We start from the raw sequence: 25575 nt of genomic DNA, 5'->3' as shown, positions 1-25575 counted from the left end.
TCCTCGGTACACAGGGCCTTCCGGGCCCCATGCGCCCAAGCGGTCACCTGATGATGTGCACATTCAGTCAGCGTACGAGGTGCATGTTAACGCCTCCCCAGGGAACTCTGAATCCGAGATCAGCGCTCACCCAGGGGCGATTTGCCCCGGAAAGACGGCCTCACTCACCCTATGGACCGAATGGCTGTCCTTCATATGGACGAGTCATCACACGTTCCTGATGAGCGAGGCCGATGAGAATCCTCAGCTCCGACTCACGGCCGGAGACGGCGCCTCACAGCCGCGGGTCCACCGGCTCCGATTCCAGCGCCAGCACCGCGAACACCGCCTCGTGCACCCGGTACAGCGGCTCCCCGGCCACGAACCGCTCCAGCGACTCGAGGCCGAGCACGTACTCGCGCAGCGCAAGCGACTGCTTCCGGCCCAGCGAACGCCGCCGCAGCCGGTCCAGGTTCCGCGGCTCCAGGTACTCCGGGCCGTAGATGATCCGCAGGTACTCCGGGCCACGGCACTTCACCCCGGGCTGCACGATCCGGCGGCCGTCCCGCACCAGCCCCTCGTACGGCTTGCACTGCACACCTCCTCGGGCACGTCCAGCACGATCGCCACCGGCAGCACGTCATGGGCCCGCGCGACGGCGATCAGCGCGGCCCGCGACTTCGGCTGCACGTTCGTCGCGTCGATCACCGTCAGCACCCCCGCCGCAGCCGAACCCCGGCAATGTGGTGCAGCAGATCGAATGCGTCGGCGCTCGCGGACTGGTCGTTCTCGTCGCCGCTGACCAGCCCACGGCGGTAGTCCGAGGACAGAATCTGGGTGGGCTTGAAGTGCCGGGCGGCGAACGTCGACTTGCCGGATCCCGTCGTGCCGACGAGGACCACGAGCGAGAGCTCGGGGACTGTCAGGGTACGTACGCATGGCTTAGTTCGCCTCCTTGGCCGGAGCAGTCTCATCGGGCTCGCCGGGTTCGCCAGACTCGTCGCACTTACCGAACTCGCCGGACTCGCAAGATTCGCCGGATTCGCCGAACTTGCCGGGCTCGCCGTGCTTACTGGCCTGGACGGGCGCATCCTGCGCACTGGTTGGGCCTGTTATTTCTGCGAACAGGGCCAACTGTGTCGGCGGGCCCAGCTCCGCGTCGACCTCCCCCACCGGCCGGAGCTCGACCACGTATCCGCGCCGCTCGGCCACCCCTCGGCCCACGCCGCGAACTCGGCCCGCGTCCACTCGAACCGGTGGTCGCGGTGCCTCATCCGGCCCGCCTCGAGCGTCTCGTAGCGCACGGTGTACTCGGCGTTCGGCGTCGTCACTACGACCGCGCGGGGCCGCGCCGTGCCGAACACCGCGTGCTCCAGCGCAGCGAGACGCGGCGGATCCACATGCTCGATGACCTCCATCAGCACGGCCGCGTCATAGCCCTTCAACGCTGCGTCCGTGTACGTCAGCGAAAACCGTGCGAGAAGTCCTGCACGGCGGCCGGATTCTTGGCCAGCAGGTAGCCGAGGTCGGTGGCGGGCCAATCCGCTCCGGTCGGCCGGGTGGCGGTGATCGTGACAAGCATGCCCAGCAGTGTCCCGGACGTGCGCCCGCGAAGGGAACCGGTTTAGACGCGCGAGGACGCCGACCGCGACCGGCGTCCTCGCTTGCCAAAGTTGCTTGATCGTGGGACTGTTCGAGCAGTATCGCGCAGAAAATGCGCAGTTTCGATCATCGAGGACGTGAGGGAGGCCCGGCCGTGCGCCATGTCACCGCGGAGATCGCGAGCCAGCCGGAGTGCTGGGAGCGGGCGGCGTCACTGGCGCCGGGGGCGAAGGGGCTGCCCCAGCCCGGCGAGCGCGTGGCCGTCGTCGGCTGCGGCACCTCGTGGTTCATCGCCGCGAGCTACGCCGCGCTGCGCGAGGACGCCGGACAAGGCGAGACCGACGCGTTCGCAGCCTCCGAGTTCCCGGCGGCACGCGGCTACGACAGGGTTCTGGCAATCACCCGCTCGGGTACCACGAGCGAGGTCCTCGGCCTGCTCGCGGCGCTGCGCGGGAACGCGCCGACGACGGCGATCACCGGGGATCCGGGCACGCCGGTGATGCAGGCGGCCGACGAGGTCGTCGTGCTCGACTTCGCCGACGAGAAGTCCGTGGTCCAGACGCGCTTCGCGACCTCGACCCTGGCCCTGCTGCGCGCGCACCTCGGCGAGGATCTGAGCTCCGCGATCGCGGACGCGCGCACGGCCGTCGAGAGGGCGCTCTCTCCGGAGCTCGTCGCGGCCGAGCAGTTCACGTTCCTCGGCACGGGCTGGACGATCGGGCTCGCGGCAGAGGCCGCCCTGAAGATGCGCGAGGCCGCGGGCGCGTGGACCGAGTCGTACCCGGCGATGGAGTACCGGCACGGACCGATCAGCATCACCGGGCCGAACCGCGTGGCCTGGGCGTTCGGCCCGTTGCCGGCCGGGCTCACCGCGCAGATCTCCGCGACCGGCGGACGCTGTGAGAGCGCTCTGTCGGATCCGATGGCCGACCTGATCCGCGTTCAGCGGCTCGCGGTGGCGATCGCCGAGGCGCGCGGCCTGGACCCGGACCAGCCGCGTCATCTGACCCGGTCAGTCGTCTTGCCGTGACCGCGCGGGTGCTGGGGATCGACGTCGGCGGCACGACGATGAAGGCCGCGATCCGGTCGCGGCGCGCGGACGGCACGGTCACCGATGCCGAGTACGCGGTCCGTAGGCCGACACCGCCGGACGAGACCGCTGTGGAAGCGCTCTCTGAGTTCGCCGGGACGCTGATCGCGGAGCACGGGCCGGTCGACGCGGTCGGGCTCGCCATTCCCGGGATCGTGGACGACGCGGCAGGTATCGCGGAGTTCTCCGTCGCACCGACCTGGCGCGCTCTCCCACTGCGTGACGCGATGGCCGCGCGGCTGGGCGTACCGGTCGCGTTCGGGCACGACACGCGGATCGGCGGCCTCGCGGAAGGGCGGGCCGGCGCGGCTGTCGGCTGCCGCGACTACCTGTTCGTCACGCTCGGCACGGGCGTCGGCGGGATGCTCTGCCTCGACGGCACACCGCGCCTGGGCCCGCATCACCGCGCGGGCGAACTCGGGCACGTCGTCGTCGATCCGCAGGGCGTTTTGTGCGGCTGCGGGCAACGCGGCTGCCTCGAAACGATCGCATCCGCGCCGGGCATCACGCGGCAGTACGGCGACGGCGGAGTGAGCGCACGTGAGGTCGCCGAGCGTGCCGCGGCCGGCGAACCCCGTGCGTCAGAAGTCTGGGAAGCTGCTACATCCGCGCTGGCCACAGCGCTGGAGAGCGCGATCACGCTGCTCGACCTGGACCTCGTCGTCCTCGGCGGCGGCATCGCGCAGGCGGGAGAGCAACTGCTCGAACCCGTACGCCGCGAGCTCGCCGCGCGGATCACGTTCCAGCGCATGCCGGAGATCGTGTGCGCGGCCCTCGGCGATGACGCGGCGGTGCTGGGCGCCGCACTGATCGCATTCGACCTGATAGGCAAATCATGACTCTGGCTTCGACGGGATCCCTCCTGGCCGACGCGCGCGCCGAGAAGCGGGCCGTCGCCGCGTTCAACGTCATCACGCTCGAACACGCCGAGGGCATCGTCGCGGGCGCGGAGCGGGCCGGACGTCCGGTGATCCTGCAGATCAGCGAGAACGCCGTGAAGTTCCACGACGGATGCGTGCTACCGATCGCCCTGGCCGCGCACGCGATGGCCGAGGCCGCGAACGTGCCGGTATCGCTGCACCTGGACCACGTCGAGCACGACGGGCTGCTGCATCAGGCTACTGACGCGGGATTCAGCTCGGTGATGTTCGACGCCTCGCACTCGTCGTATGCGGAGAACGTCGAGCTCACGCGGCGTGCCGCCGATTGGGCGCACGCGAACGGATTGCTGATCGAGTCCGAGCTCGGGCAGGTCGGTGGCAAGGACGGCGTGCACCTCGGCGCACACGAGCCGGGAGCGCGTACGGACCCTGATGAGGCGGCCGCATACGTCGCGTCGACCGGCGTGGATGCGCTGGCCGTGGCGGTCGGCAGCTCGCACGCGATGACCAAGCGCACAGCCGGACTCGACTTCGCGCTGATCGAGCAGCTGCGCGACGCGGTCCTGGTCCCGCTGGTCCTTCACGGCTCGTCGGGCGTGCCGGACGACGCCCTGGCGAAAGGCGTGCGCGCGGGCATCGTCAAGGTCAACATCGGGACCGCGCTGAACATGGCGTACACGGGGGCGGTCCGCTCGTTCCTGGCCGACGACGCGAAGGCGGTCGATCCGCGCAAGTACCTCGAGTCCGCGCGCTCGGCCCTCACGGACACGGTCGCGCAGCTGATCACGGTGATCTCGTAGCGGCGGACCTCGTAGCAGTCCCGCGAGTCGTGGCTGCGGCTCGTGGCTGCGGCTCGTGACCGAGACTCGTGACCGCAGCCTTCGCTTCGGCCTTGGCAGATACGCTGCCATGTGACATTTTACTGGTGTGGAGCTGCCGAGAGAGCGCGATCTCGTGGTCATCGGCGCCGGGATGACCGGTGCCGCGTGCGCCTGGTACGCGGCACGGGCCGGACTGCGTGTCGCCGTACTGGATCGGGGCGCGGTCGCGGGCGGCACGACCGGGGCCGGTGAAGGGAACCTGCTCGTATCGGACAAGGAACCGGGGCCGGAGCTCGACCTCGCGCTGCTTTCGACGCGGCTGTGGCGCGAAATCGCCGAGGACGCGGAGTTCGGATCACAGCTCGAATACGAGGCGAAGGGCGGCTTGGTCGTCGCCGCCAAGCCAGAGGGTCTCGCAGCGCTCGAAGCCTTGGCGACGGAGCAGCGTCGTTCGGGCGTCGTCGCCGAGTCCGTGCCGGAGAACGCACTCTCGGAGCTGGAGCCGCAGATCGCGCGCGGGCTTGCCGGCGGCGTCTACTACCCCCAGGACGCGCAGGTTCAGCCGGCCCGCGCGGCAGCTCTGCTGATCCGCGACGCCAGACGCCGCGGTGCCACGCTGCACACCGGCACGACGGTCACGGCCCTGACACGCGACGCGAGCGGCGCCGTCACCGGCGTCGTCACCGATCGTGGCACAGTGCGGGCATCGTGGGTGCTCAACGCGGCGGGCACGTGGGGCGGCGACGTCGCCCAGCTCGCGGGCGCGCACCTGCCGGTCATGCCAAGGCGCGGATTCGTGTTGGTCACCGAGCCGTTGCCGCGCCTGATCCGGCACAAGGTGTACGCGGCGGACTACGTGGCGAACGTCGCCAGCGGTTCGGCAGCGCTCCAGTCCTCGGCGGTGATCGAAGGGACGGCGGCCGGGCCGGTGCTGATCGGGGCGAGCCGGGAGCGCGTCGGATTCGACCGGACGTTCTCCCTCGAGGTCGCGCGGCTCCTCGCGCGGCGGGCCATCGAACTCTTCCCGGCGTTGGCACAGGTCAAGGCGATGCGGAGCTATCTCGGGTTCCGGCCGTACCTGCCCGACCACCTTCCGGCGATCGGGCCCGATCCGCGCGCGCCGGGCCTGCTGCACGCGTGCGGCCACGAGGGCGCGGGTATCGGCCTGGCACCCGCGACCGGGCATCTCATCACGCAGATCCTCACCGGCAAGAGCCCTGATCTGGACCTGACACCTTTCCGCCCGGAACGCTTCGAGACCGGGAGCCCGGCATGAAACGCAATCCCCTGACGCTCGTCGCGGCCCGGCCCGAACTCTCGTTCCAGGTGACGTTCGACGGCACTCCGCTGGACGCGCTCAGTGGCCAAACGATCGCGGCCGTCCTCTGGTCAGCAGGAATCACGGCATGGCGCACAACGCGGGTGGACGCTCGGCCGCGCGGTGTGTTCTGCGGGATCGGCGTGTGCTTCGACTGCCTGGTCACGGTGAACGGCGTGCCGAATCAGAGTGCTTGCTTAGTGCCCGCTCGTCCGGGCGACGCGATCACGACGCAGCGAGGTGACGGCCATGGCTCGGTATGACTTGGCAGTCATCGGCGCGGGTCCGGCAGGCCTTGCCGCGGCGCTGACGGCCACCGATGAGGGTGTGCGCGTCGTACTGATCGACGGCGCGGCGGACGCGGGTGGTCAGTTCTACCGGCAGACGGCGCCACAACTCCGTGCGCGGCGGCCAGAGCGGCTGTATCACGCCTGGTCGACGTGGGAGACGCTGCGGGATCGGCTCTCGGCGCATCGAGAGTCCGGGCGGATCACGTTCCTGACCGAACGCCACGTGTGGCACGTCGAAGCTTCCGCGGATGGGTTCGCGGTCCACGCACTCGTCGGGCCGGACCAGAAGACTTCTGAGACGGTGACCGCTGCCGGCCTTGTACTTGCGACCGGCGGCTACGAGCGCGTGCTGCCGTTTCCCGGCTGGACCCTGCCTGGCGTGCTGACGGCCGGCGGCGCGCAGGCGATGCTCAAGGCGGGCCTTGTTCTTCCCGGCCGCCGAGTGGTCGTGGCCGGGTCGGGGCCGCTGCTGCTTCCGGTCGCCGCCGGGCTGGCGGCAGCGGGTGCGGAGGTCGCGGGGTTCTATGACTCCTCCGATCCACGCGCGTTCGGCAAGCATGCGCGAGCGCTCTCTCGGAACGTCGGGAAAATGATGGAGGGCGCGGGCTACTCGGCTCAGCTCGCGCGGCACCGCGTGCTACTGCGATTCCGGCACTCGGTCATCGCTGCTCATGGAGATGATCGGCTCTATGCGGTCACCGTCGCAGGGCCCGATGGCCGCGAGCGGCGGATCGAGTGCGACGCGCTCGCCGTGAGCCACGGCATGCTCCCCCACACGGAGATCGCGCAGACGCTCGGTGCGCGGCTTAGCCCAAGCGGCTCGGTCGCCGTCGACGCGGAACAGAGCACGAACATCCCGAACCTCTGGGCGGCGGGAGAGACGACCGGAATCGGCGGCGCGGCGTTGTCGCTGGTCGAAGGCGAGATCGCTGGGCGTTCGGCCGCGGCGAGGCTGCGCGGCAGCGGTGCGGGAGGCAGAACCAGCACCATCACGGGCGCTGGGAGCGCCGCGAACTCCAGGACGCGGCTCAGGCGCAGACTCACCGACTTCGCGACGGCGATGGAGAGCGCGTACTCAGCCCCAGCCGACTGGACCTCGCGCGTCGACGACGAAACAGTGCTCTGCCGCTGCGAGGAGGTCACCGCCGCATCCGTGCGCGAAGCCGCGTCCGAGCTCGGCGCGACCGACCTGCGGACCATCAAATTGCTGACGCGTGCGGGCATGGGCTGGTGCCAGGGACGGATTTGCGGCCCCGGCGTCGCGGGCGTCGCCGGTTGCGCGCTGACCTCGGCGCCCTCGCCGTTCGCCCGGCCGGTGCCGCTCGGCGTGCTCGCAGAATCCCCGAGAAGCGAAGGAACCGTCCTGTGACCAGCAGCGAGACCGTGATCAGCACCGAGACCCGCATACCGTGGCACGGCGTCCTCGTCGCCACCGCGCTCCCGCTGCGCGAGGATCTGAGCGTGGACTACGACGCGTACGCCGCACACTGCGCGTGGCTCGTTGCGGAGGGCTGCGACGGCGTCGTGCCGAACGGATCTCTCGGCGAGTACCAGACGCTCACGCCCGCAGAGCGCTCTCAGGTCGTGCGGACGGCCGTCGACGCGGTCGGCGCGGACCGGGTCATCCCGGGGGTCGCGGCGTACGGTTCGGCGGAGGCGCGGCGCTGGGCTGAGCAGGCCGCCGAAGCCGGATGTCCCGCCGTGCTGCTGCTCCCACCGAACGCGTACCGGGCCGACGCCTCGATCGTGCGCGCGCACTACGCCGAAGTCGCGAAGGCCGGCGTGCCGATCGTGGCCTACAACAACCCGTTCGACACCAAGGTCGATCTGGTCCCCGAACTGCTCGCAGACCTCTACCATGACGGGCACATCGTCGCGGTCAAGGAGTTCAGCGGCGACGTTCGGCGGCCGTATCAGCTCGCCGAATCGGCGCCCGGCCTCGACCTGCTGATCGGCGCGGACGACGTGCTGCTGGAGCTGGCCATCGCCGGGGCGAAGGGCTGGGTCGCCGGCTATCCGAACGCGCTTCCCGCCTCGACCGTGAAGCTCTACCAGGCAGCAGTCGCCGGTGATATAGAGACAGCTCTCCCGCTCTATCGGCAGCTGCACTCGCTGCTGCGCTGGGACTCACGGACCGAGTTCGTGCAGGCCATCAAGCTGTCGATGGACATCGTCGGGCGGCACGGCGGTCCGTGCCGCGCACCGCGCAGCCCGCTTACCGAGCAACAGGAGAAGGCGGTGCGCAATGCGACCGAGCAGGCCGTCGCACTGGGGCTCGCGTAGCCGTGCCTCGCGTAGCCGAGCCTGGCGGGACCGTGGCCTTGCGTAGTCGTACGGTGAGAAGGAAGGATCTTTCGCATGCGTAGCCGATTGGTATTACACGCGGTGGACTCGCACACGGAGGGCATGCCGACACGCGTCATCACCGGCGGCGTGGGTGTGATCCCGGGCGAGACCATGTCTGCTCGGCGCATCCACTTCATGGAGCACCTCGACCACCTGCGCACTCTGCTGATGCGCGAGCCGCGCGGCCACGCTTCGATGAGCGGCGCGATCCTGCAGCCGCCGACCCGCCCCGACGCCGACTACGGGGTGCTGTTCATCGAGGTCTCCGGCTGCCTGCCGATGTGCGGGCACGGCACGATCGGTGTGGCGACGGTGCTGGTCGAGACGGGGATGGTGCCGGTCGTCGAGCCGGTCACGACCGTGCGCCTGGATACCCCGGCGGGACTGGTCACGGCGCAGGTGCACGTCGAGGACGGCGCCGCCACGGCGGTCACGCTCGCCAACGTGCCCGCGTACTGCGCGGCCGTGGACCGCAAGATCACGCTCCCGAACGGCCGCAGCGTGACGTACGACCTCGCCTATGGCGGCAACTTCTACGCGATCCTGCCGCTGGAGCAGTTCGACCTGCCGTTCGACCGCGAGCGCAAGACCGAGATCCTCGCCGCGGGTCTGGAGCTGATGGCCGCGATCAACGCCGAGGACGAGCCCGTGCATCCGCTGGATCCGACCGTGCGCGGGTGCCACCACGTCCAGTTCCTCGCACCCGACGCCACGACCGAGCATTCCCGGCACGCGATGGTGATCCATCCGGGCTGGTTCGACCGCTCCCCCTGCGGCACCGGGACGTGCGCTCGGATGGCGCAGCTGCATGCGCGTGGCCAGTTGGAGATCGGCAGCGAGTTCGTCAACGAGTCCTTCATCGGAACGCGCTTCACCGGACGGCTGCTCGGCGAGACGACGATCGGCGAGGTCCGCGGCGTACTGCCATCGGTCACCGGCCGAGCTTGGATCACGGGGACGGCGCAATACATGCTCGACCCGACCGACCCGTTCCCCGCCGGATTCCTGCTGTGACCAGCGTCGACAGAGCCACCGACAACGGCGACGGCCGCGCCACGGGCAATGGCGACGGCTCCGCCCTGGCGCCCCTCGGCGGCCGACGCCGCTTCCGCGACCAGGTCGCCGACGCGCTGCGTGCCGCGCTGATCGCCGGCGAGCTCAAGCCCGGCGAGGTGTATTCGGCCCCTGGTCTCGCCGCGCGTTTCGGCGTCTCGGCCACGCCGGTCCGCGAGGCGATGCTGGACCTCGTGCGCGAAGGTCTCGTGGAAACGCTGCCCAACAAGGGTTTCCGCGTCACCGAGGTGTCCGAGCGCCAGCTGGATGAGTACACGCAGATCAGGGAACTGATCGAGATCCCGGTCGTGGTCGGGCTCGCCCGCACGGCCGACCGGAAGCGGCTGGAGGCGCTGCGTCCGCAGGCGGAGCTGATCGTGCGGGCCGCGATCACCGGAGACCTGATCGGCTATCTGGAGGCTGACCGCCGCCTGCACCTCGCCCTGCTCGCGATGGCCGGCAACGAGCATCTCGTCGCCGTCGTCGAGGACCTGAGAAAGCGCTCTCGCCTCTTCGGCCTGCAGGAACTCGCCGATGCCGGCAAGCTGGAGTCCTCGGCCCGCGAGCACCTCGAGTTGCTCGACGCCCTGATCGCGGGCGACGAGGAGGCGGTGCGTGCGTGCATGACGCACCACCTCTCGCACGTCCGCACCCTCTGGGCGAAATCGCAGCCGTTGGCCGAGCAGCCGACAGCCAACGAGCCCGTCAGTACGGGTTCGCGATCACGGTGACCGTGCGGTCCTGCACGCCCCAACCGTTCGCCTGGCCGCCGGGCAGCCATACGTCCACGGTGTCGTTCTGGATCCACGCGCCGATGTCGGCCGCGTAGCACGTGCCGTAGCCCGGGACCGTGAAGTACGTGCCCCACGGGATGACGCGCGGGTCGGTCGCGCAGACGCCGAGCTGCGAGTTGAAGCCCGACGCGGTCAGGCCGACGTCGTTGTACGAGGTCACCATCACCGGGATCTGGGTGCCGACGGGGACGTCACCCGCGCCCGGCGCGAGCGTCCCGTTCGTACCGAGCCAGTAGGGCACGGAGAGTTGGCCGCGCGAGGCGTCGGACTCGCTCGTGTCGTACATGGCGACGACGTCGTAGTACGCACCCTGGCACGGTGACGTGTCGGTGACGGTGAGCGGGCCGGTCTGGCCCCAGTAGCTGATGTATCCGATGTCGACGCCGTCCCGCCACACGCGGTAGGCCACTGCGTTGGCCACCGGGCTGACGGTGATGGTCACCGCGCCGTTCGACAGCGTGCCGGTGAGCGTCGGGGCGGCCGGCCGGTTGGTGAAGTTGACGGCGGCCGCGGTCTGCAGGGGCGGCGTCCACGGCGAGACGGTGCGGGTGGGCGGCGTGACTCCGGCGTCCCAGAACGGGCAGGCGGGCAACGCGCTCGCGGCGTGCGTCGCGCCTGCGGCGGGGGCCGCGGCGGACGACGAGCTCGACGCGGCGTCAGCGACGGCGAGCGGCGCGAACCCCAGGGCGCCGAGCGCCGCGCTCGCCGTGCCGACGGCCGCGAGCCACAGACGTGAGCGGGACCGCGGCCGCGTCCTCGGACGGGTGCGCCGGCGGGAGACGGGAGTCGGCCGCGCCGTCGTCCGGGGGCGCGTGCGGGTGCGGGTCTGCAGCCGCCTCAGGGCAGCGTGATGCGCAGCGTGCATGGGTGGCTGAGTCCTCCTTGACCAGGAGCGATATCCGCGGGTGGGTGGCCGCGGAGGGTAGCAGCATTCGCAGTCAAGCGCCGAATGCGGGGCCGGTCAAGGGTCTAGACCACTATTGTCCAGACCAATTTTCCGCGCTGGCGGACGCGAGCTGATCCGCGAAGCGACCCCCTTGCGCGACCCGCGGCGCTGTCCCCGGCCGCGGTTAAGATCGACGCATGCATCTGAGCACCGTGATCCTGCCGGTCTTCCCGTGGCGCGAAGGCCGCGAGGTGTGGCGCCGCGCCGAGGAGCTGGGCTTCCACGCGGCCTACACCTATGACCATCTGACCTGGCAGTCCTTCCGCGGCACGCCGTGGCACGGCACGGTGCCGACGCTGAGCGCGGCGGCCGCGGTGACCGAGCGGATCAGGCTGGGCACGCTGGTCGCCTCGCCGAACTTCCGGCACCCGGTTCCCTTCGCCAAGGAGCTGATGACCCTCGACGAGCTGTCCGGCGGGCGCTTCACGCTCGGCATCGGAGCCGGCGGCGGGGGCTTCGACGCGACTGTACTGGGCGAGCAGCCCTGGTCGGCCAAGGAACGCGCGGACCGCTTCGCCGAGTTCACCCGGTTGCTCGACAAGCTGCTGACACAGTCGGAGACGACCGCGACCGAGGGCGCGCACTACCGGGCGTTCGAGGCGGAGATGCTGCCGGGCAGCACGCAGCGTCCGCGGATGCCGTTCCACGTCGCGGCGATCGGCCCGCGCGCGCTGCGGCTGGCCGCCGAGCTCGGCCAGGGCTGGATCACCTTCGGGGCGCAGCAGGACGGTCCGAAGGTCGTCGCCGGGCAGATCGAGCGGCTGCGCGAGGCGTGCGCGGCGCGCGGCCGGGACGTCGCCGAGCTCGAACTCACGCTGCTCGGCATGGGCCGCGGCGAGCAGGAGGATCCCCTCGCGTCCTTCGAGGCCTTCGTCGACTGGGCCGGGCGCTACCGGGAGGTCGGCATCACCGAGCTCGTGCTGCACTGGCCGATCCCGGACAGCGAATTCGCCGCGGACATGCGCGTCTTCGAGCGGATCGCCACCGAAGGGCTCAGCCATGTTGACGGCTGAGCAGCTCAAGGCGTTCTGCCTGGACCAGCCCGGCGCCGAGGAGACGTTCCCGTTCTCGGCGGAGCTGTCCGTGTTCAAGGTCGCGGGCAAGGTCTTCGCGCTCTGCGCACTGGACGAGGCGCCGTCGCGGATCAGCCTCAAGTGCGTCCCCGAGGTCGCGGTCAAGTTCCGCATCGAATTCCCGGCCATCACCGCCGGCTACCACCTGAACAAGCAGCACTGGAACACCGTGCTGATCGACGGCTCGGTGCCCGACGACCTGGTCCGCGAGATGATCGAGGACTCGTACGACCTGGTCCGGGCCAAGCTGCCGAAGGCCGTGCGGATCACTTTGGGCGACGTGGCCCTCGGGAAGTAAGGTCTGATCCATGCGTGGTGACATCGTGCTGATAGCGGATCCCCGGGTGGCCCGGATACCCGTGGTCGACAACGGCGAGCCGCTCGTCGATCTCGCAGAGGCCGGTTTCCTGATCGACATCCGCCAGGAGGACCCGCTGGGGGCGCCCCGGCAGTTCCGCGCGGGGGCGGCCGAACGGCTCGCCCAGGCGGAGAAGCTGCTGCCCGCGGGGCTGCGGCTGCTCGTCGTCGAGGCGTACCGGCCGCTCGAGCTGCAGCGCAAGTACTTCGACGGGTACAGCGAGGAACTGGCCCAGCTCAACCCCGAGTACACGCCCGAGCAGCTGCGCGCGGCCGCGAGCCGCTTCGTCTCCCCGCCCGAACTGGCCCCGCACACCGCGGGCGCGGCGATCGACCTGACCCTCTGCGACGACGAGGGCCGCGAGCTGGACATGGGCACGATCCTGGACGCCACGCCCGAGCAGTCCGACGGCAAGTGCTACACCGCGGCCGCGGGCCTGCCGCCCGAGGCCGCGGCGAACCGCGCGGTCCTCGTCGAGGCGATGCACTCGGCCGGATTCGTCAACTATCCGACCGAGTGGTGGCACTACTCCTACGGGGATCGGTACTGGGCCCTGATGTCCCAGCGCACCGAGGCGATCTACGGGCCGATCGAGTACCGCGGACCGCTCGACGACTAGCCTGAACGCGGGTCACCGCCGTACGCCGAGGGCGAAGATCCGGCGGAACGGCAGGAGCTGCACGGTACGGCCGTCGATCGTGGTCGCCGGGTAGGCGGCGCGCAGCAGCGCGCGATACTCGTCGCAGAACTCGATCGCGGCCGGGGAGTCCGGACCGCCGAGCTCGATCAGGACCGGGCGCAGTCCGGTCGAGCTGACGAAGTCGAATACGCCGTCCTCGCCATCGACGACGTAGAGGTACGTCGTCTCCCAGGCCTCGGCGGCGAGCCCGGCGGCATCCAGCGCGCGCAGGTAGTCCTCCGGCTCGGGGACGTTCGGGCGCACCTCGAGCCCCGTCAGCCGACCGGCCCATCGCGGTGCCTTCTGCAGTTCGCCGAACAGGGTGTGCGAGGGCGAATTGAAGTTGCCGGGCACGCCGAGCGCGAACGTGCCGCCGGGGGCGAGTAGTCCGGCGAAGCGCGGGATCAGGTCGAGGTGGCCGGGGACCCACTGCAGTGTGGCGTTCGTGATCAGCACGTCCACGGGTCCGCCGAGCTGATCGGCCGTCACCTCGCGCACGTCGCCGAAGCGGAACTCCAGTCGGCCGGGCACGGCACGGGTCGCGGCCGCCTCGATCATCTCCGCGGAGTTGTCGACGCCGAGCACGTGCGCGCCCGGCCAGCGCTTCGTCAGCAGCTCGGTCGCGTTGCCCGGCCCGCAGCCGAGGTCCACGACGTGCGCGGGCTCCGGCTCGCCGTCGGCCCGGACGCGGGCGAGCAGGTCGCGGAAGGGCTGCGCGCGTTGAGCGGCGAACCGCAGGTAGTGGTGCGGATTCCAGGCGGTGCTCTGCGTGCTGCCGGCGGCGGGCGTGGACATGGCTGGGTCCCCGATTGACGAGCGACTTATCTTGACATCGAGATACCTTGCCAGCGGCCTATCTCGATGTCAAGATACTTGGGCGTACCTGGCGCCGTCGACGCGGCTCACCAACTGGCGAAGGCCTGGTCGCTGGGCACGATCTTCATGCCGAGCGGCATCAGCGAGATGGGGATGAGCTTGAGGTTCGCCCAGGCGAAGGGGATACCGACGATGGTGATCGCCAGGGCGATGCTGGTCACCAGGTGCCCGATGGCCAGCCAGATCCCGGCCACCACCAGCCAGATCACGTTGCCGACGCAGGACGCGGTCCCGGCGTCCTCGCGGGCCACGGCGGTACGGCCGAAGGGCCAGATGACGAAGGAGGCGATGCGCAGCGAGGCGATGCCGAAGGGGATCGTGACGATCAGCACGAAGCAGATCAACGCGGCGATCGTGTAGCCGATCGCGAGCCAGAGCCCGCAGAGGAAGAGCCAGATGATGTTCAGGATCAGGTTGAGGACTTCGCGCATGCTCCCAGCCTCGCAAATCCGGGCGGATCGCGCCTCCGGGAGAGTCCCTGCATCGACCCTGATATGTTCCCGGACATGGCTCGGATCTCCGCGGTGGTCTTCGACATGTACGGCACGCTGACGCCGAGCTGGCCGAGGGAGGTCTGGGACTCGCAGAAGCGGGCGTGCGCGGCGGCGCTCGACCTGCCCGAGGAGGCATGGCTCGCGGCCCTCGACGCGTCCTGGGACGAGCGGCTGACCGGCGCGTTCGGCTCGTTGAGCGAGACCTTCCGGGTGGTCGCGACCCGGGCCGGGCGCGTGCCGACCGACGAGCAGCTGGCCGAGGCGGTGGAGCTGCGCTACGCGGCATACCGCAGCGCCCAGGAGCTGCGGCCGGACGCCCTGGCGACGCTCCGGGCCCTGCGCGCCGACGGATACAAGATCGCCCTGGTCAGCGACTGCACGCACGATCTGGCCGACCTGTGGGACGAGCTCGACCTCGCCGAGTTCTTCGACGCGGCGGTCTTCTCCTGCAGCGAGGGCACGCGCAAGCCCGATCCGCGGCTGTTCCTCGCGGCGGCCGAGCGCCTCGGCGTGCGGCCGGAGGCGTGCCTGTACGTCGGCGACGGCGGTGGGGACGAGCTGGCCGGTTCGGCCGCCGTCGGCATGCACCCTGTCCTGCTCGCCGGCGAGGACTGGGAGGCGCACCACGCGCCTGGCCGCCCGGACACCGCGTGGACCGGCCGCCGCGCCGAGAACCTCTCGGAGATCCCCGCGATCCTCGCGGAGCTGACGGCGGCGGCCGCGTAGGTGCGAAGAACCGTGCCGAACCTGGCTGAACCACCTATGAACTACCTAGCCGAACTTCAGATCGAAGCGCTGCTCGTCCGTCTCGATACCCCACTTGCTCACCGGCTCGCTGCCGGTCAGCTCGAATCCCGCCTGCCGGTACAGGTGATGCGCGGCATCGAGCCCTGAGATCGTCGTGAGGAACACCCCGGGGAACCCGCGCGCCCGGGCGTAGTCCATCGAGGTCTCGACCAGCTTCCGGCCCGCTCCCCTGCCGCGCAGGTCCGAATGCAGCAGCAGCCAGCGCAGCCGCCCCATCCCGTCCTCTTCCAGCATCGCGATCGAGCCGAGGATCCGGCCGTCCTCCTCGACCACCCACATCTCGCCGACCTGCGCCCCCTTCTCCAGCCGATCGAGCGCGAAGCGGCTGATGCCCGCGCCGCAGTACGCCTCCATCGACTGGTCCATCGCGTACTCGTCCGCGTACAGGCGACCATGCAACGCGATGACCTCGCCGAGGTCACCGGGCCGCGTCGCCAAACGAATGATCACCGTCACTGCCTCCGCTCTTCCCGTTCAGCCGAGCTACTGAAACGCTTGTTTCAGTAGCTCTCATGGGCAAAGATAGCGGCATGGAAGGATCGATGGAAGCCCTGGACGCGGCGGCGGCGCCCACGGGCTCGCCGCGGCGGGCCGAACTGCTCGGACGCACCATCGAGTACGCCGTGCGCACGAATCTCTCCGAGCTCTCGCTGCGTCCGCTCGCCGCGGCGATCGGGTCGAGCCCGCGGGTGCTGATCTACCTGTTCGGCTCGAAGGACGGCCTGCTGCGCGAGGTGCTGGCCGCCTCGCGGGTGCGGCAGCTGGACGTCGTGGCCCGCGCGATGGAGGAATCCGCCGCGCCGAGCGAGGTGCTCGGCCGGCTGTGGGCGTGGATGTGCGAGCCCGAACACGCGGGCATCGGACGGCTGTTCTTCGAGAGCTACAGCCGCTCACTCGGCGGCGGCGAACCCTGGGCCACCTTCGCGGCCGACTCGGTGCGCGACTGGGAACCGCCGCTGCGCCGCATGCTCACGACGCCCGACGGCACAGCGCCCTCGGAGGCCGAGGTCACCCTCGCGCTGGCCACTCTGCGCGGCCTGTTCCTGGACCTGCTGGCGACCGGCGAGGCCGAACGGGTCGACCTCGCCTGGCGCCGATTCATCGAACTGAACTGGCCCTCGTCAGCTGGCCTTCGAGACTGACGACATGTTGAAGTCCGCCACCCGCAGCGCGGGCATGGCCGCGCGGGTGAAGTAGTCGTTCCATTCGCGCGGCAGGGTGATCTCCGTGCGCCCGGCCTCGGCGATCCGGCTCAGCATGTCCACCGGGGACTCGTTGAAGCGGTAGTTGTTGACGACGCCGACGACCTCGCCGCCCTCGACCTTGTACACGCCGTCCCGGGTCAGGCCGGTCAGCAGCAGCGACTGCGGGTCCACCTCGCGGATGTACCAGAGGCAGGTCAGCAGCAGGCCGTCGGTGGTGGAGCGGGTCATCTCCTCCAGGCTGGCCGAACCGCCCGCGTCGAGCAGCAGGTTGTCGATCGGCGGGGTGAGCGGCAGGCCGGTCTCCGCGGCGGAGTGACGCGTCGTCAGCAGCCGCTCGAGCACGCCGTCGCGCACCCAGTCGGTCGAGGCGAGCGGCAGTCCGTTGTCGAAGACCGAGGACTGCGACGAGGAGGCCGCGGCCGCGTTGAAGGTCGCGCTCTCCAGCCCGGCGGCGGCCGGATCCGACCAGAGCCGCAGCCCCGGCACGCCGATCCGCTGACCGACCTTCGTGCCGCCCTTGCCGCCGGATGCGGAGAAGACCGTGCGGCCGTCGGCGGCGTCCCGGGCCGAGGCGGTCCAGTACAGATAGATCATCAGGTCGGCGACCGCGGACGGCGGCAGCAGCGTCTCGTACCGCCCGGCGGGCAGCTCGATCCGGCGCTTCTGCCAGTCCAGCCGCTGCCCGAGCCCGGCAGCCAGCGACACCACGTCCACGTCGGTGAAGTCCCGGGTCTGCGCGCCGCCCCAGGAGGAGCGCACGAAGTCAGGGGTCTTGGCGTTCAGCTCCAGCTTCCCGGTCGGCTGGTCGTGCCGCAGCCGCAGGCCGGTGCTGGTGGCCAGGTACGTGGTCACAGCGGTGTGCTCGGCGAAGCCGAACAGCAGCTGCCCGGCCGAGCGCGCCGACTCGAAGGACTCGCCGAGCGCGGGAGCGAGCTGCGCGAAGACCTCGATGTCGGTCCCGACGGCCGCGTCCTCCCAGCGCACGCCCTGCAGCGCCGAGGCGTCGTCCGGGCCGAGCAGCGGACGGGCGTCCGGGGCGGGGCTCGCGGAGCGCGCGGCGGCCTCGCTCTCGCGCACCAGCTCCTCGATGTCGTCCTCGGTCACGCCCGCCTTGGTGATGGACGCGGCCGAGACGCCCGCACCGCTCCCGAGCGTGGAGACGATGGTGACGCGCCGGTTCGCGGCCACGCCGTTCGTCGTCAGCGTGTTGTTGGCCCAACGCAGGTTCGCGGTGGTGGACTCCTCGATCAGGACGACGGTGCCGTCCGCCGTGGCGGCGGATAGCGCCCGCTCCGCCAGCTGCTGAGGTGATACGGTCACTTGCCCGCCTCCTGCACCGTGTTGAGGATCCTGATTCCGCGGAACAGCGCCGTGGGGCAGCCGTGCGAGACCGGGGCGACCTGCCCCGGCTGGCCCTTGCCGCAGTTGAACGCGCCGCCGAGCACGTAGGTCCCGGGCCCGCCGACCGCCTCCATGGCGCCCCAGAAGTCGGTCGTCGTCGCCTGGTAGGCGAAGTCCTTGACCTGCCCGGCGAGCTTGCCGTCCCTGATCAGGTAGGCGCGCTGGCCGGTGAACTGGAAGTTGTAGCGCTGCATGTCGATCGACCAGGACTTGTCACCCTGGATGTACAGGCCGTTTTTGACCTTCGCGATCAGCTCCGCGGCGGACGGTCCGTCCGCGGCGGGCTGCAGCGAGACGTTCGCCATCCGCTGGATCGGCGCGTGGCCCGGCGAGTCGGCGAACCCGCAGCCGTTGGAGCGGCCGCCGTTAAGGCCCTTGAGCTGGGCGATCCGCCGGTCGAGCTGATAGCCCGTCAGGATGCCGTCCTTCACCAGGTCCCACTGCTGGGTCTGCACGCCCTCGTCGTCGAAGCCGACGGTGGCCAGGCCGTTCTCGACCGTACGGTCGCCGGTCACGTGCATCACCGGGGAGCCGTACTTGAGCGCGCCGAGCTTGTCGAACGTGGCGAAGGAGGTGCCCGCGTACGCGGCTTCGTAGCCGAGCGCGCGGTCCAGCTCGGTCGCGTGGCCGATCGACTCATGGATGGTCAGCCACAGGTTCGACGGCTCGATGACGAGGTCGTACTCCCCCGGCTCGACCGACGGCGCGGCCAGCTTCTCGGCGAGCAGGCCGGGCAATGCGGCGAGCTCCGCCTCCCAGTCCCAGCCGACGCCGCGCAGGAACTCCCAGCCGCGGCCGACCGGCGGGGCGAGGGTGCGCATCGTCTCGAACGCGCCGGTCGCCTTGTCGATCGCGACCGCCTCGATCGCCGCGTGCATCCGGACCCGCTGCTGCGTGGTCACGGTGCCGTTGGTGTCGGCGTAGAACTTGTTCTCCTTGACCGCGAGCACGAACGCGTCGACGTGCGCGACCGCGTCGTGCTCGAGCAGCCGCTTCGACCAGCCGCCGAGCAGCGCGATCTTCTCGTCGTCCGAGACCTCGAAGGGGTCGACCTCGTACGCGGAGATCCACTCCCGCTCGCCGTGCGAGGGCTCCGGGGCCAGGACCACCGGCTCGGTGTTCACCGGCGCGGAGACCTCGGCCACCCGGACGGCCTGCTCCACCAGCCGCACGGCGGCCTCGGGCGTCTGCACGGTCCCGGCGGCGAAGCCCCAGGTGCCGCGGTGCACGACGCGCACGGCGAGACCGCTGTCCACGGACTCGTTGACGCCGTCGAGTTCGGCGTCGCGCAGGCGGATGGACTGCTCGCGGATGCGTTCGGAGCGCAGGTCGGCGTGGTCAACGCCGAGCTCTCGGGCCTTGGCCAGTGCGGCCTCGGCCAGTTCCCGCAGCGGCAGCGCGGCGAAAGTCGGATCAAGACTAGGCATGGGACCGAAACTACTACGCGCCCCTGACTTCGCGCACCAATTGACTACCCGAGTGGGAGAATAATGATCTCTGCGCCGTGAAGGACAGTGCCCGGTCGTGTGCTGATATGCGAGCTCTCACCGGCCGCCGGGCGTGGCCTCCGGGTCGGGTCCGGCGGCGGCCTCGGCGACGCTGTAGATGTCCGGCTCGAGGTAGATCGCCCGGGCGACGGGGTAGGCCGCGCGGACCCGCGCCTCGGCCTTGTTGATCGCGCTCGCGATGTCCACGGCGGAGGCGTCCGGACGCACGGCGATCTTCGCGGCGACGAGCAGTTCCTCCGGGCCGAGGTGCAGCGTCCGCATGTGGATCACCCGGGTGACCAGATCGCCGTCCGCCAGGACCTTCCTTATGCCCGCGACGACGGCCGGTGCCGCGGCCTCGCCGAGCAGCAGCGACTTGGTCTCCACGGCGAGCACCAGCGCGACGCACACCAGCAGCACGCCGATCGCGAGCGTGCCCGCGCCGTCCCACACCCCGTCATGTGTGACCACGGACAGCACGACGCCGATGAGCGCGAGCGCGAGGCCGATCAGTGCGCCGAAGTCCTCGAACAGCACGACCGGCAGTTCGGGCGCCTTGGCCGTGCGGATGAACCCGACCCAGCTCTGGGCGCCCTTGGCGTGCCTCGACTCGCCCACGGCGGTGCGGAAGGAGTAGCCCTCGGCGCAGACCGCGAACAGCAGGACACCGAGCGGCCAGTACCAGTCGTCGAGCGGATGCGGGTGGCTGATCTTCTCGACGCCCTCGTAGACGGCGAACAGGCCGCCGATGGTGAAAAGCACCATGGAGACGAGGAATCCGAAGATGTAGCGCTCGCGCCCGTAGCCGAAGGGGTGCTCCTCGTCCGCGGCGCGCTGCGCCTTGCGGCCGCCGATCAGCAGCAGGATCTGGTTGCCGGAGTCGGCCAGCGAGTGCACGCCCTCCGCCAGCATCGACGAGGATCCGCTGATCCCCCAGGCCACGAACTTCGCCACGGCGATCGCCACGTTCGACCCGAGCGCGGCAACGACCGCCTTGCTGCCTCCCGATGTGCTCACCGGAGAGATCGTACTCGAAAACGCTGTGGTCCCCTCTCCTGTGAGAGGGGACCACAACAGTGTTCATATTCTGTTTTGCTCCGGATGCGCAGCCTCGTCGTTACGCCTCGTCTTTACGCCTCGTCGTTACGCGTGGATGGCCGGGGCCGCGTCCGGATCGGCCGGATCCGGCTTGCCCGACCGGAGAATCAGGCCGCAGACGATGGCGCCGACCCCGAAGATCGCCGCGGCCCACCAGAAGGCCACGATGTAGCTGTGGATCGCCGCGTTGGCCTGCACGATCTGGCTGGAGGCGTTCTTGCCGACCAGGTAGCTCGTCAGCGCGGTGGTCGCCAGCGAGTTGAGCAGCGCGGTGCCGATCGAGCCGCCGATCTGCTGGGCGGTGTTCACCATCGCCGAGGCGACGCCCGCGTCGTGGGCCTGGACGCCTGAGGTGGCCGCGTTCATCGCGGGGGCGAAGACCGCTCCCATGCCGACGCCGATCACCAGCAGCGGGCCGAGGATGTTCGCGGCGTAGCTGGATGTCAGGCTGATGCCGGTGAGCCAGGCCATGCCGCCGCCGGCCATCAGCATGCCGCCGAAGACCAGGATCTTCGCGCCCATCCTCGGGTAGAGCTGCGTGGTGCTGATCGTCGCGGTGACCATCAGGGCGGCGACCATCGGCAGGAACGCCACGCCGGTCATGACCGGCGAGTACTTGAGGATCTCCTGCAGGTAGTAGTTCAGGAAGAGGAACACGCCGAACATGCCGATGCCGGTGAGGAACATCGCCAGGTACGAGCCGCCTCGGTTGCGCTCGAGGATGACGCGCAGCGGGAGCAGCGGGTGCTTGCTGCGGGTCTGCCACCAGGTGAAGGCCACGATCAGCAGGATGCCGCCGAGCAGGAAGCCCCAGGTGCCCGGCGCGCTCCACGGGTGCGACTCGGCGTTGGAGAAGCCGTAGACGATGCCGAACAGGCCCGCCGAGACCAGGACCGTGCCCGGGATGTCGAGCGAGGGCCGGTTGGCCTCGCGCGGGTGGCGCGGGATCAGGCTGAAGGCGCCGGCGATCGCGATGACGCTGATGGCGACGTTGACGAACAGCGTCCAGCGCCAGTTGAGGTACTCGGTGAGCACGCCGCCGAGCAGCATGCCGATCGCGGCACCCGAACCGGCGATGCCGCCGAACACGGCGAACGCGGTGGCGCGCTCCTTGGCCTCGGTGAACGTCGTCGACAGCAGCGAGAGCGCGGCCGGGGCCAGCATCGCGCCGGCGACACCCTGCAGCGCACGGGCGAGGACCAGCACGTCGAAGTTGGGTGCCGAGCCGCCGAGCGCGGAGGCCGCGGCGAAGCCGACCAGGCCGATCAGGAACATCGCGCGCCGGCCGATGACGTCGGAGACGCGGCCGAACAGGAGCAGCAGGCTGCCGAACGCGAGCGAGTAGGCGGTGACGATCCACTGCCGGTCGCCGTTCGAGAAGCCGAGCGCCTTCTGCGCGTCGGGCAACGCGATGTTCACGATGGTGACGTCCAGCACGATCATCAGCTGGGCCAGGCCGATGACGGCCAGGATGAGCCAACGCTTGGAGTGGTTCTCGTCGTGCTGCTGGGATGCGGGGCCGGCGTCGGCTATCTGCGCGCCCGTCCCCGTCGTCTGGATTTCTGCCATGGATCTTTTCCCATGCATCCGGAGGAGATCGTTCCGTTTCTAAAATTGACTGTACCATGGAAGCGGAGAGCTTGCCTCCACATGGAGGCAGGTGTTCCATTTAGGTGCGCCGAAGGTTTACCCGGGTGGCCCGGGAGGCGGAACACAGGCAGGAGCAAGCCGTAATGAACGCGAAATCCGAGATGGCGGCGCCGGACGCGGCGACCGCGACCCGTCCGCTGCGCCGGGACGCCGAGCGCAACCGCCAGCTGATCCTCGGCGCGGCGAAGGTCGTCTTCGCCCAGCGAGGCCTCGAGGCGTCGCTCGACGAGATCGCGAAGGAGGCGGGGCTCGGCGTGGGCACCGTCTACCGCCGCTTCCCGAACCGCGACGCGCTGATCGACGCCCTGCTCGACGACACGGTCGCCTCCATCGAGCGCATCGTCGACGAGGCCGCCGAACTGCCGCGCGCCTGGGACGGACTGGTGTACTTCATCACGGAGATGCTCGAGAAGCAGGGAAACGACAAGGGCCTGCGGGACGTGATGCTCACCCGGGAGTCCCACCTGAACGAATGGGGCCCGGAGAAGGACGACATCATCCGCGCGAAGGTGACTCCCGTCGTCGACCACCTCGTACGCCGGGCCCAGCAGGAGGGCGACCTGCGGGAGGACGTGGCCACCACCGATCTCGGCATCATAATGATCGCGAGCGTGAGCATGGTCGAGTTCACCGCCGCCGTCGCCCCCGACATCTGGCGCCGCCAGCTGTCCATCACCCTCGACGGCCTGCGCGCCCGCCCCGCCGGCGCCACCATCCCGCTCACCCAGCCCCCCATCGACGACGCCCAGCTCGACGTCTGCATGACCGGCTGGAAGTACGGCTCCCGGCAAACCCCCAGGCAGCGCCCCAAGCCGTGCTGAACTGCGCGTTCACCCGCCCGTCACAAGCAATTGGCCAGCCCGCCCCGGCGGCTGCTACTGTTTTCCCCGTCCCGGGCGATTAGCTCAGCGGGAGAGCGCTTCGTTCACACCGAAGAGGTCACTGGTTCGATCCCAGTATCGCCCACCATAGTCTGCACGTATGCTCCGACCAGGAGTTATCAACTTTTCACTCGCGCGAGTGTCTGTGCCGTTGCGCAAAGCCATCGGTCAGCGAAATGCGGCGGTTTTATCCACGCAAGGTCGTTCGCCGTTGCGGAGCCGGTGGCGGTCCTTGAGCGCCTTGCCCACGATTTCCTCTGACTCACCGTCGGAGTAGATGTCGGCGGTGTCGACGAAGTTGATCCCGGCATCGAGCGCGTGGTGGATGATGCGGATCGACTCGTCGTGGTCGGGGTTTCCGGCGGCGCCGAACATCATCGTGCCCAGGGCGCAGGGGCTGACCTGGATTCCGGTCCGGCCCAGCGTGCGGTACTTCATGCCTGGTTCACGCCTTCCTTACGGGTCTGGTCGGGCGCGTTCACGCGCAGCCGCTCGTCGTCGAACACGATCTCGACCAGCGGGCTGTGGGCGAGCCAGTCGCCGAAGTCCTGCCGCCTGGCCGGCCGGCCGGCGACCTCGGGGCGGTTCTGCAGGTCGAGCACGGAGGTGATCACCCGGCGCCGGGTTGGTCCGTCGACCGGCATCGCGGTCGCGGGCAGATCGGCGGTGATCCCGTGTTTGAGGTGCACGGTAAAGCGCGGTTCGGCGCGCAGGTTCGCGTACCAGCTGCGTGGCGGGTGTGGCATGCCGGTGATGTACCAGCGCTCGTCGACGCGGTGGAACCACACCTCGATCCGGCGCGCTCGGCCGGTGCGCCGTCCCATCGTGGTGATGTCGATCGTGCGCTCGGCTCGGGTCGAGTCCGGCCCGATCGCCAGGGCGCGGGCGACGGCGGCGAGAGTCGCCTCTTCCATGATCATCCTCCTGTGTGCTCGCTGCGCGATCCGCTCCGGGCAAGTCCAGATAATCAGCGTTGGCGGGGCGACGACAGCAAGATCGGCTCGCATCGTTGCACAAACCTGTCGGGTTACGGCAGTGCGGTGGCGAGATCCGGGTGCTCGCGCAGGTGCGCGGCGTCGGCGCTCGGAGGGAGACCGAACTGGCGCCGGTATTCCCTGCTGAACTGCGAGGGGCTGTCGTAGCCGACCTGCGAGCCGACGCCGGTCACGTCATGCGGGTGGCTGGCCAGCAGCAGCCGTGCGGCCTGAAGCCGGAACTGCTTCTGGAACTGGATCGGGCTCATCGCCGTCACCGCCTGGAAGTTGCGGTGGAACGCCGAGACGCTCATCCCGGACAGCCGCGCCAGATCCTCGACCCGGAACGCCTCGGTGTAGTTCTCCCGGATCCACCGCACCGCCCGGGTGATGTGGCTGAGGCTGCTGTCCACGAGGCCGAGTTGTCGTACTGCCTCGCCCTGCGCGCCGGTCATGAGCAACCAGTGGATCTCGCGGGTGACGAGCGGTGCCAGCACCCTGCGATCGCCCGGCCGGTCCAGCAGCCGCAGCAGGCGCACGACGGCCTCGAGCAGGTCCGGCGAGGCGTCGCTGACCGCGATGCCGGGGCGGGCCGCGCCGGTGGACCCGGGCAGGTCGCCCGGCTGGGCTTGGACGAGTAGTTCCGCGATGACAGCCGGATCCAAGCTCATCCCGAAGCCGAGCGCCGGACTGCCGGGCATGACGCTGCCCGTCACCGGCAGGTCGGCCGAGGCCACCAGGTACTGGCCGGGACCGTAATCGTAGACGCGGTCGCCGAGGGCGAGCCGCTTGCCGCCCAGGGCGACGAGCGCGAGCACCGTGCCCGACATCGACGATCCCGGTTGAGCGTCCGGCCCGATCCTGCAGATACGCACGCCCTCAACCGCCGTGGCCATATCGGGGCGCGCATGCCGCTCCAGCCGGTCGCGAAGCTCGACCAGAAGGGGTTCGACGGCAGTCGGCATTCCACGATTCCAGCACGAACCCGCTGCCCCCGGCGCGTCGGCGGGCCGCCTGCGGGAGGATCGTGCAAGAAGTCGCGCGTTTCGGACAAGCACGGCGAGTTGTCCCTGCCAGTGCGGTCGAGCGGGGCGGTCGGCTTTCTCGCTGCACGCCCTGGCGATCATCGTCCGTCGGCCATCCGAGGGCGCGGAACTTGTCGGTCGCGTCCAGCTGCCAGGACGCGTTCGGGGCGGGATAGACGAATCGTCGGTAGGAGGCCCGCGGCTTCTTCCGCGGCTCGGCCCGGACGACGTTCGCGTCGCGGAAGATTCGCGCCGGCGCCGCTGTCGAGGGAACCGGGGTCATTCCCAAGTTGAGCCCGAGTGAGACGCGTGCGCTCCTGAGCTCGCGCGTTGGCGTCAGGAACGAAGGGTGCGCAGGCCGGTGCGGATTTCGCTGACCAGGATCTCGGGCTGTTCCAAGGCCGCGAAGTGCCCGCCCTTGTCGGCCTCGCCGTAGTGGATCAGATT

At 70.1% G+C, this 25575-nt stretch carries 28 protein-coding genes, 1 tRNA gene and 4 pseudogenes; 16 read left to right on the top strand and 17 right to left on the bottom strand.

The window, feature by feature from the left end:
• Positions 1-274: 274 nt before the first annotated feature.
• From VG296_RS00355 to VG296_RS33130, 5 genes and pseudogenes are all read right to left on the bottom strand, one after another.
• Positions 275-577 (bottom strand): hypothetical protein, encoded by a 303-nt coding sequence (locus tag VG296_RS00355; protein WP_325561751.1) that lies wholly within the window; start codon positions 575-577, stop codon positions 275-277.
• Entirely contained in the window at positions 514-741 is a 228-nt protein-coding gene (locus tag VG296_RS00350) for an AAA family ATPase (protein WP_325561807.1), read from the bottom strand. The genes VG296_RS00355 and VG296_RS00350 overlap by 64 nt, the downstream gene beginning before the upstream one ends.
• The gene (locus VG296_RS00345) at positions 690-881 is read right to left on the bottom strand and encodes an AAA family ATPase (protein ID WP_325561750.1); all 192 of its coding nucleotides are present in this window, start codon (positions 879-881) and stop codon (positions 690-692) included. Before VG296_RS00345 ends, VG296_RS00350 begins: the two co-directional genes overlap by 52 nt.
• Before the next feature lie 40 nt (positions 882-921).
• A pseudogene (locus tag VG296_RS32635) lies at positions 922-1502 on the bottom strand (hypothetical protein); the annotation flags it as partial.
• A pseudogene (locus VG296_RS33130) lies at positions 1496-1561 on the bottom strand (hypothetical protein); the annotation flags it as partial. The pseudogenes VG296_RS32635 and VG296_RS33130, both read right to left, overlap by 7 nt.
• Before the next feature lie 174 nt (positions 1562-1735).
• Here VG296_RS33130 and VG296_RS00330 point away from each other — a divergent pair.
• The 9 genes from VG296_RS00330 to VG296_RS00290 all read left to right on the top strand — a co-directional run bounded on the left by VG296_RS00330 (position 1736) and on the right by VG296_RS00290 (position 10111).
• A complete protein-coding gene (locus VG296_RS00330; protein ID WP_325561745.1) occupies positions 1736-2611 on the top strand; it encodes an SIS domain-containing protein in 876 nt (291 codons plus the stop codon).
• Positions 2608-3510 carry an ROK family protein gene (locus tag VG296_RS00325; RefSeq protein ID WP_325561743.1) on the top strand — a complete coding sequence of 301 codons (903 nt, stop codon included), beginning with the start codon at positions 2608-2610 and terminating at the stop codon, positions 3508-3510. The genes VG296_RS00330 and VG296_RS00325 overlap by 4 nt, the downstream gene beginning before the upstream one ends.
• A complete protein-coding gene (locus VG296_RS00320) occupies positions 3507-4352 on the top strand; it encodes a class II fructose-bisphosphate aldolase (RefSeq protein WP_325561741.1) in 846 nt (281 codons plus the stop codon). Before VG296_RS00325 ends, VG296_RS00320 begins: the two co-directional genes overlap by 4 nt.
• A 127-nt stretch (positions 4353-4479) precedes the next feature.
• Positions 4480-5649, top strand: coding sequence for an FAD-dependent oxidoreductase (locus VG296_RS00315; protein WP_325561739.1), 1170 nt, complete (start codon positions 4480-4482; stop codon positions 5647-5649).
• Entirely contained in the window at positions 5646-5954 is a 309-nt protein-coding gene (locus VG296_RS00310) for a (2Fe-2S)-binding protein (protein ID WP_325561737.1), read from the top strand. Before VG296_RS00315 ends, VG296_RS00310 begins: the two co-directional genes overlap by 4 nt.
• On the top strand, positions 5941-7350 hold the full coding sequence (locus VG296_RS00305; protein WP_325561735.1) for an FAD-dependent oxidoreductase: 1410 nt from the start codon (positions 5941-5943) through the stop codon (positions 7348-7350). The genes VG296_RS00310 and VG296_RS00305 overlap by 14 nt, the downstream gene beginning before the upstream one ends.
• Positions 7351-7364: 14 nt before the next feature.
• Positions 7365-8264, top strand: coding sequence for a dihydrodipicolinate synthase family protein (locus tag VG296_RS00300; protein WP_349259412.1), 900 nt, complete (start codon positions 7365-7367; stop codon positions 8262-8264).
• A gap of 75 nt (positions 8265-8339) precedes the next feature.
• Positions 8340-9341, top strand: a complete 1002-nt coding sequence (locus tag VG296_RS00295) for a proline racemase family protein (protein WP_325561731.1) — start codon at positions 8340-8342, stop codon at positions 9339-9341.
• 65 nt (positions 9342-9406) lie between these two features.
• Positions 9407-10111 (top strand): GntR family transcriptional regulator, encoded by a 705-nt coding sequence (locus VG296_RS00290; protein ID WP_349259411.1) that lies wholly within the window; start codon positions 9407-9409, stop codon positions 10109-10111.
• Here VG296_RS00290 and VG296_RS00285 read toward each other — a convergent pair.
• Complete coding sequence (locus VG296_RS00285) at positions 10086-11039, bottom strand: 3D domain-containing protein (RefSeq protein ID WP_325561728.1); 954 nt, start codon at positions 11037-11039, stop codon at positions 10086-10088. The genes VG296_RS00290 and VG296_RS00285 overlap by 26 nt on opposite strands.
• A 218-nt stretch (positions 11040-11257) precedes the next feature.
• Here VG296_RS00285 and VG296_RS00280 point away from each other — a divergent pair, with 218 nt between their 5' ends.
• Genes VG296_RS00280 through VG296_RS00270 form a run of 3 tightly spaced genes read left to right on the top strand, consistent with a single transcriptional unit; the run spans position 11258 to position 13170 of the window.
• On the top strand, positions 11258-12133 hold the full coding sequence (locus VG296_RS00280; protein WP_325561726.1) for an LLM class flavin-dependent oxidoreductase: 876 nt from the start codon (positions 11258-11260) through the stop codon (positions 12131-12133).
• The gene (locus VG296_RS00275) at positions 12123-12491 is read left to right on the top strand and encodes an MmcQ/YjbR family DNA-binding protein (protein ID WP_349259410.1); all 369 of its coding nucleotides are present in this window, start codon (positions 12123-12125) and stop codon (positions 12489-12491) included. Before VG296_RS00280 ends, VG296_RS00275 begins: the two co-directional genes overlap by 11 nt.
• Positions 12492-12501: 10 nt before the next feature.
• On the top strand, positions 12502-13170 hold the full coding sequence (locus VG296_RS00270) for a M15 family metallopeptidase (RefSeq protein WP_325561722.1): 669 nt from the start codon (positions 12502-12504) through the stop codon (positions 13168-13170).
• 12 nt (positions 13171-13182) lie between these two features.
• On the opposite strand, the gene VG296_RS00265 is transcribed toward VG296_RS00270, so the two are convergent.
• Positions 13183-14025: a methyltransferase domain-containing protein gene (locus VG296_RS00265; protein WP_325561720.1), complete on the bottom strand. Its 843-nt coding sequence runs from the start codon at positions 14023-14025 to the stop codon at positions 13183-13185.
• 107 nt (positions 14026-14132) lie between these two features.
• A complete protein-coding gene (locus VG296_RS00260; protein ID WP_325561718.1) occupies positions 14133-14537 on the bottom strand; it encodes a YccF domain-containing protein in 405 nt (134 codons plus the stop codon).
• A gap of 75 nt (positions 14538-14612) precedes the next feature.
• Between VG296_RS00260 and VG296_RS00255 the strand changes: the two genes are divergently transcribed.
• A complete protein-coding gene (locus VG296_RS00255) occupies positions 14613-15326 on the top strand; it encodes an HAD family hydrolase (RefSeq protein WP_325561716.1) in 714 nt (237 codons plus the stop codon).
• Positions 15327-15371: 45 nt separating this feature from the next.
• Here the strand turns inward: VG296_RS00255 and VG296_RS00250 are convergent, their stop codons facing one another.
• A complete protein-coding gene (locus VG296_RS00250) occupies positions 15372-15857 on the bottom strand; it encodes a GNAT family N-acetyltransferase (RefSeq protein WP_325561715.1) in 486 nt (161 codons plus the stop codon).
• A gap of 80 nt (positions 15858-15937) precedes the next feature.
• Between VG296_RS00250 and VG296_RS00245 the strand changes: the two genes are divergently transcribed.
• The gene (locus tag VG296_RS00245) at positions 15938-16549 is read left to right on the top strand and encodes a hypothetical protein (RefSeq protein WP_325561714.1); all 612 of its coding nucleotides are present in this window, start codon (positions 15938-15940) and stop codon (positions 16547-16549) included.
• Here VG296_RS00245 and VG296_RS00240 read toward each other — a convergent pair.
• The 4 genes from VG296_RS00240 to VG296_RS00225 all read right to left on the bottom strand — a co-directional run bounded on the left by VG296_RS00240 (position 16529) and on the right by VG296_RS00225 (position 22167).
• Positions 16529-17932 carry a metallopeptidase TldD-related protein gene (locus VG296_RS00240; RefSeq protein ID WP_325561712.1) on the bottom strand — a complete coding sequence of 468 codons (1404 nt, stop codon included), beginning with the start codon at positions 17930-17932 and terminating at the stop codon, positions 16529-16531. The two genes, VG296_RS00245 and VG296_RS00240, sit on opposite strands and share 21 nt — an antisense overlap.
• Positions 17929-19440, bottom strand: coding sequence for a TldD/PmbA family protein (locus VG296_RS00235; protein ID WP_325561710.1), 1512 nt, complete (start codon positions 19438-19440; stop codon positions 17929-17931). The genes VG296_RS00240 and VG296_RS00235 overlap by 4 nt, the downstream gene beginning before the upstream one ends.
• Positions 19441-19557: 117 nt before the next feature.
• Positions 19558-20517, bottom strand: coding sequence for a cation diffusion facilitator family transporter (locus tag VG296_RS00230; protein WP_325561709.1), 960 nt, complete (start codon positions 20515-20517; stop codon positions 19558-19560).
• Positions 20518-20643: 126 nt separating this feature from the next.
• Positions 20644-22167, bottom strand: coding sequence for an MFS transporter (locus tag VG296_RS00225; RefSeq protein WP_325561706.1), 1524 nt, complete (start codon positions 22165-22167; stop codon positions 20644-20646).
• Positions 22168-22331: 164 nt separating this feature from the next.
• Between VG296_RS00225 and VG296_RS00220 the strand changes: the two genes are divergently transcribed.
• Positions 22332-23069 carry a helix-turn-helix domain-containing protein gene (locus VG296_RS00220; RefSeq protein ID WP_325561704.1) on the top strand — a complete coding sequence of 246 codons (738 nt, stop codon included), beginning with the start codon at positions 22332-22334 and terminating at the stop codon, positions 23067-23069.
• A gap of 73 nt (positions 23070-23142) precedes the next feature.
• Positions 23143-23217: transfer RNA gene (locus VG296_RS00215), tRNA-Val, on the top strand.
• Between the two features lie 137 nt (positions 23218-23354).
• Here the strand turns inward: VG296_RS00215 and VG296_RS00210 are convergent.
• The 4 genes and pseudogenes from VG296_RS00210 to VG296_RS33125 form a co-directional block, all read right to left on the bottom strand.
• Positions 23355-23567: pseudogene (locus VG296_RS00210) on the bottom strand (aldo/keto reductase); the annotation flags it as partial.
• Complete coding sequence (locus tag VG296_RS00205) at positions 23564-24043, bottom strand: nitroreductase/quinone reductase family protein (RefSeq protein WP_325561700.1); 480 nt, start codon at positions 24041-24043, stop codon at positions 23564-23566. The pseudogene VG296_RS00210 and the gene VG296_RS00205, both read right to left, overlap by 4 nt.
• Positions 24044-24156: 113 nt before the next feature.
• A complete protein-coding gene (locus VG296_RS00200) occupies positions 24157-25068 on the bottom strand; it encodes an AraC family transcriptional regulator (protein ID WP_349259409.1) in 912 nt (303 codons plus the stop codon).
• A 193-nt stretch (positions 25069-25261) separates the two neighbouring features.
• Positions 25262-25417, bottom strand: a pseudogene (locus VG296_RS33125) (IS481 family transposase); the annotation flags it as partial.
• Positions 25418-25575: the final 158 nt, after the last annotated feature.

The organism is Actinospica sp., assembly GCF_035552695.1.
GTDB lineage: Bacteria > Actinomycetota > Actinomycetes > Streptomycetales > Catenulisporaceae > Actinospica.
This window is presented reverse-complemented; position numbering and strand designations above follow the sequence as displayed.